6 protein-coding genes and 1 pseudogene are annotated in these 11,374 nt (G+C 51.6%); 6 read left to right on the plus strand and 1 reads right to left on the minus strand.

Translation table 11 applies throughout. From position 1 onward, the window contains the following. Positions 1-37 precede the first annotated feature (37 nt). On the plus strand, positions 38-973 hold the full coding sequence (hemF, locus tag LLY24_RS03515) for an oxygen-dependent coproporphyrinogen oxidase (protein WP_259034869.1): 936 nt from the start codon (positions 38-40) through the stop codon (positions 971-973). After that, a complete protein-coding gene (gene aroE, locus LLY24_RS03520; protein WP_259034870.1) occupies positions 966-1,778 on the plus strand; it encodes a shikimate dehydrogenase in 813 nt (270 codons plus the stop codon). Before hemF ends, aroE begins: the two co-directional genes overlap by 8 nt. 172 nt (positions 1,779-1,950) lie before the next feature. Here the strand turns inward: aroE and LLY24_RS18335 are convergent, their stop codons facing one another. Then, entirely contained in the window at positions 1,951-2,088 is a 138-nt protein-coding gene (locus tag LLY24_RS18335) for a hypothetical protein (RefSeq protein WP_427854529.1), read from the minus strand. Between the two features lie 538 nt (positions 2,089-2,626). On the opposite strand from LLY24_RS18335, the gene LLY24_RS03525 reads away from it, so the two are divergent. The 4 genes and pseudogenes from LLY24_RS03525 to LLY24_RS03535 form a co-directional block, all read left to right on the plus strand. Beyond that, positions 2,627-3,451, plus strand: coding sequence for a DNA-binding response regulator (locus LLY24_RS03525; protein ID WP_259034871.1), 825 nt, complete (start codon positions 2,627-2,629; stop codon positions 3,449-3,451). Between the two features lie 82 nt (positions 3,452-3,533). Next, positions 3,534-6,140 carry an ATP-binding protein gene (locus tag LLY24_RS03530; protein ID WP_259034872.1) on the plus strand — a complete coding sequence of 869 codons (2,607 nt, stop codon included), beginning with the start codon at positions 3,534-3,536 and terminating at the stop codon, positions 6,138-6,140. 516 nt (positions 6,141-6,656) lie between these two features. Continuing rightward, positions 6,657-6,737 (plus strand): annotated as a pseudogene (locus LLY24_RS18340) (ESPR domain-containing protein); the annotation flags it as partial. Between the two features lie 123 nt (positions 6,738-6,860). Continuing rightward, positions 6,861-11,374 (plus strand): beta strand repeat-containing protein (locus LLY24_RS03535; RefSeq protein ID WP_259034873.1); only part of this gene is annotated, 4,514 nt, incomplete at its 3' end.

The raw sequence follows: 11,374 nt of genomic DNA on the forward strand, positions 1-11,374 counted from the left end.
CGCATTCGACACGATGCAAGAGAACCAAGGAGTTGCTGTGGCGCATCACCATCTAGACGCGGTGAAGACGTATCTATTGGAGCTACAGGATCGTCTGTGTAGCGGTCTGGCGGCAGTGGATGGCAAAGCCACGTTTCGCGAGGAGCAGTGGCAGCGCGAAGAGGGCGGCGGTGGCCGCTCGCGCGTAATCACCGACGGGCACGTCTTCGAAAAAGGCGGCGTCAACTTCTCCCACGTCTATGGCGCGGCGCTGCCGCCCTCGGCGACCGCAGCGCGCCCTGAGCTCACCGGGCGCAGCTTCCACGCCGTTGGTGTCTCCTGGGTGCTCCACCCGGAAAACCCCCATGTCCCCACAAGCCACGGTAACGTGCGCTTTTTTATCGCCGAAAAGCAGGGCGAAACGCCGGTTTGGTGGTTTGGCGGCGGCTTCGATCTCACGCCTTTCTATCCTGTCTTCGAAGACGTAGTGCACTGGCACCGCGTGGCAAGCAAGGCCTGCGCGCCCTTTGGTGACGACGTCTATCCGCGCTACAAGGCGTGGTGCGATGAGTACTTCTACCTCAAACACCGCGACGAGACGCGCGGGGTGGGCGGGCTCTTCTTCGACGACCTCAATGCCGATGGCTTCGACACCTGCTTTGCCTTCCAGCGCGCCGTCGGCGATAGCTTCCTCGATGCCTACCTGCCCATCGTCGAACGTCGCCAGCCAACGCCCTGGGGGGCGCGCGAGCGCGACTTCCAGCTCTACCGTCGCGGGCGCTACGTCGAGTTCAATCTGGTGTGGGATCGCGGCACGCTATTTGGCCTGCAAAGCGGCGGGCGCACCGAGTCGATTCTAATGTCGATGCCGCCGCTGGCGCGCTGGGAGTATGCCTACGCGCCCGATCCGCAAAGTGCCGAAGCCGCACTCGATGCCTATCTGGTGCCCCGCGACTGGCTCGGCGAAGCCGCCGAGGAGCCGACAAATGACTGATCGCTACTGCGTTTTTGGCAATCCCATCGCCCACTCCAAGTCGCCGTTTATCCACACGGCCTTTGCCCGTGAGACCCAGCAGAGGCTCGACTACACCACCTGGCTTGCACCGGTGGGCGGCTTTGCCGAGGCGTGGAAAGCGTTTACCGCCGAGGGCGGGCGCGGGGCCAACGTGACCGTGCCCTTCAAGGGCGACGCCTTTGCGCTGTGCGATACGCTGAGTAAGCGCGCTCAGCGCGCCGAGGCGGTCAATACGCTGATACTGGGCGGAAACGGCAAGGTGTACGGCGATACCACCGACGGAGTGGGGCTGGTGCGCGATTTGCATTACCACGGCGTACCGCTTACCGGCAAGCGAATCTTGTTGCTGGGGGCCGGTGGCGCCGTGCGTGGAGTGATCGAGCCGCTCTTGGCCGAAAAACCGCGCGAACTCGTCATCGCCAACCGTACCTTGGCCAAGGCCGAACGCTTGGCGCACGATTTTAGCGATCTCGGCACGCTATCGGCTGCGGGCTTTAATGACGTGACGGGGGCTTTCGATGTGGTGATCAACGGCACTAGCGCAAGCCTTGCCGGTGAACTTCCACCGCTTCCGGCTGGGATCTTTAGCACCAATGCCTGGGCCTACGATATGATGTACGCCGCCGAGCCTACGGTGTTTTCCGCCTGGGCGGCCGCACAGGGCGCCCAGGCAATTGATGGCCTCGGCATGCTCGTGGAGCAGGCCGCCGAGTCGTTCTTTCTCTGGCGTAACGTACGCCCCGATACGGCTAGCGTGCGAAAAAAATTGAGAAAAAGACTATAGATACAGTCGCTTAGTATAGAAAAGCAAGCCTTATATTGGCTCTTAGCCACTTCATATGGAGTTGGCCTGATCATGTGAGCGTCCCACTGGGCTACCAAGCAGGTAAATGATGGTGATGGAGTTGGCTTCATTTCGGTAGCCGCGTGCGTATGAGCGCGCCGCCTGAAACAAGCTATTCATCCCCTTCTAGCCTCGCGTTCGTCAGCCCCGAGTGCCAACGCCTAACCACCGCATCAGCATGTCTCTCCAGGGTCGCAAGTGCCTTCATCATTGGTTTCAGTAGAGACATTTTAGACGCCGCCGCCTGCATGGCCTTGAGGTAGTGGGTGATCCATCACCGTGCCGCTCTGGGGGAGCTCTCTGGATCCACATCAACTTTTCCTTGATTACTCAGGCGTCGGCCGTAGAGCTCTGATCGGCCAACAGTTCCTGCAACGCTGCAAGTCAGCTTCTTGTTGTTCCGATTCTTCAGCAGTGCCTTAGCGTTGCTCATACTTATTTACATTGCCTGCGTAATTTCCTTCCCTGCATTTTTCCAAAATAATCCCTTTCAGAAGAAAATTTTTCCTTTAAGAAGAAGAATGCTTGCATGTTTTCACTTAGCTTTTTTACATAAATATGTAACTTTTCTAATTGGTTAAAATATGTTAATTTTTGTTTTTTTGAGTAAGTGTTGATATTTTTATTAACGCATGATGCATCGCTGAATGGAACTTCGTATAGGTAAAGATTAATCCAATAAATAAGAAAAAAAGAATATATCTATCCTCGAATTATTTTTTCTTAACTTAAATATTATTTAGACCGGCCTAGATACGCCGATGATCTAAAAATATGGGTATCTACATATGCCATTGAGCCGTACCAAGTCACTTAAAGGTAAAAAGATACTTGTGGTCGATGACGTAGAAGCAGACAGAATGCTTGTGTTTACACATCTTCGGCATTTCGGTTGTCGTGTCTATTTGGCTAATGATGGAGTTGACGGTATTCATAAAGCTAGGCTAATTGAGCCGGATGTCATCTTAATGGACGTCGATATGCCAAAGTGTAATGGTTATGATGCCTGTAAGTTAATTTTAAATGATAGTAAAACACATCATATTCCAGTAATTTTTTTATCAGCTTATGCGTCGGAAGAGGATCGGGTTCGGGGACTCACGTACGGTGCGGTTGATTATATTGCCAAGCCTTTTAGTTTTGACGAAGTTAAGCTTAGAATTTCCATTCATTTGGAGTCAAGAGGCTGTGGTGGGTCTCGTGTGGACAGGCAGGATGAAGAAGTCGCTGAGGTAGAGCATGTAGCTCATCACTCTCCACAGCCGCATCGGTATTTACACGAAATTTTATTTCATAGTGCTCGTGTTCAGCTTTTAAAATCTCTTGAAATATCTCCAGGCCTTCAAGAGCTTGCGAATAGTGTCGGGACAAACACTAAACTATTAAATGAAGCTTTCAGAGTGTGCTCAGGCTTGACCGTCTATGAGTACCTGCGCGAAGAACGCATGAAAGAAGCTGCTAGGTTGCTTATATCAACACGTATGCCAGTAACGAGTATAGCGGCATCGGTTGGCTTCAGTAGTGTAGGTAGTTTCTCTACTGCGTTCAAGGAGAGGTTCAGAATGCCTCCATCTCTGTTTAGAAGAAGCCGAGGTATTCAGGAGGATGGTTAGGCTACCAATTTTTTTTACCTTGTTTCTACTGTCATGGGCAGCATCTTTATATGCTGCACCTAATGCCCTTCATGAATACAAAATGGAAGTGCCGCAAGAAATAGATCTTAGTACGATCACTTCCAAAGATAATATAACTCATAAAATGTTGGGTTTTAGTGTTAGAGGAGATGATGACCTGCAGATGTGGCAGGTGCTCCATGAAGGAGAATGGAAAGATATTGGGCAGCATGGTGATATCCTAGAAGCACCGCGCCAGCACTCCACGCTGTGGCTCAAGGCCAGTCTGGTCAATTCGGGAGAAGAGTATGTCGAGCGCTGGATAGAACTTTTACCTTGGCGTCTTAATCAAGTAGATGCTTGGTTGCTAGATCCTGAAAGCTTTGAAATTAATAAACATATAAATGCAGGGCTTAATGTTCCTCTTGATAATAGGGCTTTAGATAGTAATCGAGCTATTTTTCCCATCGATCTGTTTCCTGGAGAAAGAGCCGTTCTTATAATTAGGATATATGCTGATAGCCGCCCTTTTTTAAGTGTGACTGGTTGGGATCCTATCGAATTTTATATGGAAAGTGCTGCTAAGTATCGGCTCCACTCCATGTTGCTGGCCTCGATTCTAACGTTATGTGTTGTACTTTTTTTGAAAGTTGATTTTCGCTATTGCTTACTAAGCGTTTGGCTCTTGATAACTTTTGTTTTTGAATCTGAGAAAGAGGGCTATGTTAGTCAGGTAATTTTCCCGTTTCTTTTCGACTATTCCGCTAATCTTCGCTTTATTACTTGGATACTAGTGAGTGCCTTGTTCCTCATAGCTAGCGTCTACTTATTAGGGCTCCAACGTAGTCGATGGAGAATTTTATCAATTGTAGTACTGGGGGTTTCGGTAGTTTTCGGTTCTCTTTCATTCGTACTTGATGGCGTTACGATGCGTAATGTAGGGAGTGCAATTGATCTAGGATTTTCCCTAGTTTGGTTGCTAATGCTTCCTGATGCGTTACGTATTGACCGGAAGTGGCAATTTTCACTGTTGGCAGCGCTTTCCATTTGGTGGCTGACGGCTAATTATGTGCTTATCGGCTATGTCACTAATATTTACTACACTGCTTCATTTTCTTCTATCAAAGTTATAGCAGAGATAGGGGTGATTTTGGGGCTTTTGATGATTTATTCTAGGCAGAAAAAAGCTCATGAACATTGCCTCGAGCGCCAGCTAAGAGAACATCAGAATGATCAGCTTAATTTGCTTGAGCATTTGGTCGAGCGCCGAACCCGTGAGTTGAACATGGCCCTCGAAAGTGCGCACAGAGCCAACGAGGAGAAAACTCTCTTTTTGGGTCGAATCACCCATGATTTAAAGTCACCTCTGACCTCTATTTCCGGCTATTCGCAATTGCTATGTGCTGAGTCTGGGTCAGGCAAGGTAAGAGAGTATGCCCATATTATCTGCACGAGCGCAGCCTATATGGACCGGCTGCTTAGCCAACTTATCGGTTATGCAAAAGGAGCTATCAGTACGGGGGAGAGTGTCGAAGATGTGCATATAGAACAGTTTTTTTCTACGATACGTCAGGAAGCCGAGGTGCTCGTACGTAAGAATGGCAATCGCTTTTCTATGAGTGTTATTGCTACGGCGTTTCCAGTAGCGCGCTTTAACGCTATTTCGCTACGCCAGGTGGTAATCAACTTGATTGATAATGCCGCAAAGTACACGAAAGAGGGTGTCGTGACAATGGATGTAGCTTGCTACCCTAAAAATGACACTACAAAAGAAGCTAATTTGGTGATCACCCTGCGCGATTCTGGCTGTGGTATCTCGAAGGAGCTTCAGGATCGTCTCTTCGAGCCTTTCTTCCAAGAGTCGAGGGAAAATGAGGGAAGTGGTCTTGGGCTCGCTATCGTCCAGGACCTAGTGACCAATATGAAGGGCGATATCCATCTACAGAGTGAGAAGGGGGTGGGTACTCAATTCAGGGTCTTTATCCCTGTCACTCAAGGTGATGAGTCTAGCTTAATCGATAACAACCCCTTTATTCCTGCGTATCTTCTGCCAGAGTTTCGCGCAAACGGTTTGAGTGCCTGGGTGGTAGAGGACTTACCGCCCATTCTTGAGATGTTCTGTGATGAGCTCTTTGCGATGGGGTTTGAGGTTAAAGCGTGGAGGAGCGGCCAAGAAGTAGTGGCACTCCTTCAACAGGGAGAGGAGCTGCCCGATTTAATCATAACTGATTATCGTCTATTGGATGCCTCAGGCGATCAGGTGTTTACTGCCGCCAGGCAACGCGATGCCAGCTTACCTGTGATATTGACTTCGGCTATATGGAGCATATTAACAGAAAGACAATGGCGTAATGACTATGACTACTCGGCTTTATTGCCCAAGCCTGTCGATCTGGTGTTATTTCGACGAGAGGTAGCACGTGTCTGCGGCATTTCTGTGCAGGTAAAAAGTAATAGTAAGAATTTAGGTAAGTCAGATGTGTCCTGTGATATGAAAAAGCTTGAAGAGTTTTTAGCTTTAGGTGCAGTAAGCGATATACTAGATTGGTGCGATGCGTTTTTCTACGCTAAACCTGAGCTAAAATATATTTCAGATAGAATTCGAGATAAAGCAAGCCGCGGTGATTTTTCTGCTATCAATGACTTGATTAAGGAGCTTGTTTTATATGCTGAAAGCGAACGAGTATAAAGTGATAATTTTTTGGTAAATCTGGAGCCATGAAAGCTGATGTGGGCTGTATTTTATAGTGCGTTTTTTTAGTTAATAGCCGTATGTTAGAGATAATTAAATACATAGAAATTATTTGAGTATGTTTAATTTTAAATCAAGCTGATCCGCTAGTTATTGCCCTCCTGCCGAAAATGTCAAGAATCTCTGATGCTTCTGTAGTCTGTTTGAAAGAAGTTCCTTTGTTTAATTGGTTTTTGTTCATTATTTCCCTACGGAAGAACTTTTGCCCAGCAGGGAAAAGACGTCTGTCTGACCCAAAGCGTAATGTAGCCGAGTATTAGTCTGGCGCAACTGCAGTTAATGCAGGTGTCAATATATTCGGTTTCCAGGATTTAGCTAAGCGCTTGCTGACCTTCTCCCCTCCACGGTCGAAGGGGCTGCGTACTGCTTGCTCTCTTTGGTGTAAGCGTTGTGAGCGGTTGGAAAGCTGTCGAGGAAACCCTTAAAAATCATAATCATACTTCGAAGGTGAATATGAACAAGGTCTTTAGAATCATATGGAACCGCACTCTTGGGCGTCAGGTGGTGGTTTCTGAGACAGCAAGTTTACAGGGTAGATCTGGATCTACATACCTTAACCCAGCGCCAGTAGTGGCATTTAGCCAATCTCCAATAGGCGTTCTTCGCCCCCTTGCCCTAGTAATAGGGTTAGTCGCTGGGGGCGGCTATCAGGCTGTCATGGCGCAAGATGCCACCTTCGATAACCTAACTGTCAATAGCCAACTAGTATCCGAGACGGCCATTCTCAGCGCCCTGGAGGTAACTGGTAATGCACTCTTTAATGGCTTGGAAGCCGGTGGTCAAATCACAGGTTTGGCGGATGGTACTGCCAGTGATCATGCTGTTAACTTTGGTCAACTTGAAGGAGTAAGAACGACAGCTGATGCCGCTAATGTTGCCGCTATAGCGGCTCAAGCAGCAGCTGATGCGGGTTGGAATTTGGGTGATGGCACTGCTCAAGCAAATATAGGCCCTAAAGGTACGGTGACCTTCCAGGGTGATGGTAATATTAGTGTGGCGTTAACCGGCACCGATGATAATGGCACGGTAACCGTAGCGCTCGATCCAGACCTTAACGTCACTAGCGTTACTACAGGGAATGCAACACTTAACAGCAATGGCTTGATCTTTGCGGGTGGACCAAGCATTACGAGCACTGGGATTGATGCAGGTGGTATCGTCATTACCAATCTTGCAGATGGTGAGCTTACTGCCACAAGTAGTGATGCTGTGACGGGCAAGCAGATTTTCGATCTATTTATCGAAGAGGGTGCCGGGGGTGTCCGCTACTTTCGCGCAAGATCAGCACAGCCAGATTCACAAGCTTTAGGTGATGAATCGATCGCCATTGGTCCTAATACCGCGGCAGAAGGAGAGAGCAGCTTCGCGGCTGGGGATGGAGCACTGACCACCGAAGAGGGAGAAGGCGCGATTGCCTTAGGACAAGGCGCCCAGGCAGGCGGTGCTGATTCAGGCAGTGGCGGGGCAGGGGCTATTGCCGTAGGGCGTGGGAGCACAGCTAGTGGTACCAGCACTGTGGCATTGGGCGATGCTGCCAGTGCGTCTGGAAGCAATGCCACGGCGTTAGGCGGAAATGCGCAAGCTTCAGGTGACAGTAGCATTGCTATCGGTAGCGCCGTAGCGAGTGCGGCCAATGGTGTAGCTGCTGGTGCAGGTGCGGAAGTTGCTGCCGCTAACAGCATCGCACTGGGCGTCAATGCTGGCGTTGGAATGGATGGTAGCCACCCTGATCGTACTGATCACATTGCCATCGGGACAGCCGCCGGACAAAACGTCGTAGGAAACCAGTCCACTGCCATTGGTTACGCAGCGGGGTCGGGGGTTATAGGGGATCACAACATTGCATTGGGGAGCGAAGCCGGGCGAGATCTCCAAGGTAATAATAATATCTCGATTGGTGCTGGGGCGAATGATGGCGCCGGTAATAGAGCACAGGCGATTGCCATTGGTGATGGTACCGCCGCAGGCTCTGATTCGGTGGCGATGGGCAGCGGCGCCACGGCCCAAGGCAGCGAGACGCTAGCGCTGGGCAAAGATTCGTCTGCGGGTGCTAATGGCGTTGCACTTGGCGCCCATACAGAGGCTGAGGGCAGCAATATCGCCTTAGGGCGTAACTCGGCAGCGTTAGATTCGGATCTGGAAGGATACAGCGGATATTTAACGGGCACGGTTGCCCCAGGGTCCGCGGTATCTGTGGGTAACTCGGCGTCGGGTTTGCAGCGACGCATTACCAATGTGGCTGATGGCTCGCAACAGTACGATGCCGTCAACGTGGGGCAGTTGCAGGGTGCGCAGCGATCGGTAGCAACCCTCATCGGTGGTGGTGTGACGCTTAATGCGGACGGGTCCTACAGCCCCATCACCGTACAGGATACCGGTGGTAATGACCATGAGTTCAATACGGTTGTCGAAGCAATTGGAGCCGTCACTAGTGGAAGTGTTGATATCCTGCCGGTTGATGCCGTTCGCTACAATGCTGAAGGTGGCATCAGCAATGTAGCGGCAGGTGTTAGCGCCACCGATGCTGTTAATGTCGGGCAACTCAATCAAGTGGTTGCCGAAAACGGTGTCAAGTATTACAGCGCTAATTCTACCGTCAGCGCCAATAGAAATAACGACGGTGCCACTGGCCTAAATGCCATGGCGGTCGGCCCTGCAGCGGTGGCTAGCGGTGAGACATCTGTAGCCATCGGTTATGCGGCGCGTGTAAATGCGGGCGCTGATAGTGGCGTCGCCATTGGTCATGACGTTAGTGCTCGTGCGATAGAGTCAACGGTGATTGGCAGTCGTAGTCACGCTTATGATCTGGCGGGAGTGGCGATTGGTCACGAAGCGGTAAGCCGTGGAGAGAACTCCATTGTTATAGGAACGGGGGCCGAGGCTGACCCAACTTCTGGCAGTAGCGTGGATAATGCCATCGTTATTGGTACGCAGGCCGAGGCCACTGCTGATGACGGTATTGCCATCGGTCAGGAAGCGCAGGCCGATGGCGTGCGTTCCGTCGCTCAGGGCTTTTATGCCCATGCTGAGGCTAATGACTCCCAGGCTTTCGGTACCCGTGCCCATGCCACTGGTGTGAGTGCACAGGCTAGTGGTACGGATGCCACCGCCAGTGGCGTCAATGCCCAGGCTAGCGGTACCCGTGCCAGTGCCAGTGGTGTCAATGCCATTGCCTCTGGTACCGATGCGCGTGGCTATGCCACCGATGGCATCGCTATGGGCACTGGCGCTGCAGCGGGCTTCAGCGACCCTTTCAATACGGACCCTGAACGTAATACCGCCGGTATTGCCATCGGTAACCAGTCGCAGGCAGATCAGCAACATGCCTTGGCACTGGGTGTCGAGGCTGAAGCGCGTGCGGCATCTTCAACAGCAATAGGCGATGGCGCTGAAGCAACGGCAACTGCCCAGGACGGCCTAGCCATTGGTTCTGGCGCGCGGGTGACGGCACAAAATGCCGCTGCCTTTGGCCAGAGCGCCGAAGCTGCAGCTACCGATGCACTTGCCGTCGGCTCAGGTGCGTTGGCTAACCAACAAAGTGCTTCTGCGGTAGGCCAAAATGCCCAGGCCACAGCGCAGAACGCTGCCGCCTTTGGCTCAGGTGCACATGCCTCTCATCAAGGCTCAGTTGCACTGGGCAGTGGAGCTGTCACTACCGATCCGGTCGGCACTTCCAGCACTTCGCTGAACGGCATCAATTATGGGGGCTTTGCCGGTGACAACCCCATCGCTACCGTCAGCGTGGGAACCAATACGGAAAAGCGCACCATTACTAACGTCGCTGCCGGTCGCATCAACGCTGCCAGCACCGATGCCATCAACGGCAGTCAGCTATTTGCGACCAACACGGTATTGGGTAATGTCGCCAACTCGTTGGCGGATGGCCCCGATAGCGTACTGGGTGGTAATGCTACGGTAGGTGATGATGGCACCATCACTATGTCCGATATTGGTGGCACCGGTGAGGACACCGTTCACGATGCCATCGGCTACGCTGCCCAGGGCTGGGATATCAGCGCCCAGGGTGGTGCGGAAGAAAACGTCACTCCTGGCGGTTCGGTAGACTTCAGCAATACCGATGGCAATATCAATATTGCCCGCAACGGTACTGACCTGACCTTTGATCTAGACGATGATATCGAGATTGGTAACAGCGTGACCGTTGGCAATACCGCTATCGACGGCGACAGCGTGACGGCCAACAACCTAACGGTTAGTGGCACCACCCATCTAGGTGACAACTTCGTCGTAAATAACGACAACAGCGTTACCTACAACGGTACTGAAATTGCCACCCAAAATGATGGCCTAAGCTTTGCCGGTAATACGGGAAGTACCATTAGTAAAGCGCTGGGTGATACGGCGCCGTTAACTCTCTCCGGTGGTTTGGCAGCCGGTGAAGACTCCACGGGTAACAACCTACGTGTGGATAGCGATGGTAGCCAACTAAATCTGGTGATGGCCAGAAATCTGACGGGCCTTGACAGCATCACTATCACGGGTGGCCCGGTGATCAACGGTAGCGGCATCAATATGGATGGCACCCGGATTACCAATCTAGCTCCCGGCGTGGATGGCACCGATGCAGTAAACGTATCGCAGTTGGATGGTGAGATTGCTGATGTGATCTCCGAAGGCTTGAACTTCTCGGCCAATGTTGGCGGGGATGTACATCGTGATCTGGGCGAAACCTTAGCGATTCGTGGTGGCATGGCCGATACCACACCTGCCTCTCAAACCAGTGGCGAAAACGTCATTACACGTACCACGACAACTGGCGGTATCAATATCGAGTTAGCCAATGACGTGACGTTCGACAGCGTTACTACCGGCGACACGGTGATGGATGATAGCGGCGTGGCTGTAGGTGATGATGTTCAATTGAGTGATACTGGCCTGACCGTGGATGATGGTGCGGGCAACGTCACAAGCACCACGGTGGATGGGACGACGGTGACCAATGCAGTCGGTGACAGCACCACAGTAGGTGCAGGCACCATCGACGTAGCGGACGCCAACGGCACCACCACCATCGGTGGCAATCAGATTGCGGTGGGCGGTAATAACCCCATCCTAGTGAGCGGCGACAGCGGCACTATCGAAGGACTGACCAACGTCGATCTCGATGGCGCCGACTTTGCCAATGCAGGCCGCGCCGCTACGGAAGAGCA

The sequence above is a fragment of the Halomonas dongshanensis genome (assembly GCF_024790395.1).
GTDB classification, from domain to species: Bacteria; Pseudomonadota; Gammaproteobacteria; order Pseudomonadales; family Halomonadaceae; genus Vreelandella; species Vreelandella dongshanensis.

Excerpts from the sequence above, each read along its gene's own strand:
- aroE (WP_259034870.1), top strand. The coding sequence starts at position 966 with ATGACTGATCGCTACTGCGTTTTTGGCAATCCCATCGCCCACTCCAAG.
- LLY24_RS18335 (WP_427854529.1), bottom strand. The coding sequence starts at position 2,088 with ATGCAGGCGGCGGCGTCTAAAATGTCTCTACTGAAACCAATGATGAAG.
- LLY24_RS03525 (WP_259034871.1), top strand. The coding sequence starts at position 2,627 with ATGCCATTGAGCCGTACCAAGTCACTTAAAGGTAAAAAGATACTTGTG.
- LLY24_RS03530 (WP_259034872.1), top strand. The coding sequence starts at position 3,534 with ATGGAAGTGCCGCAAGAAATAGATCTTAGTACGATCACTTCCAAAGAT.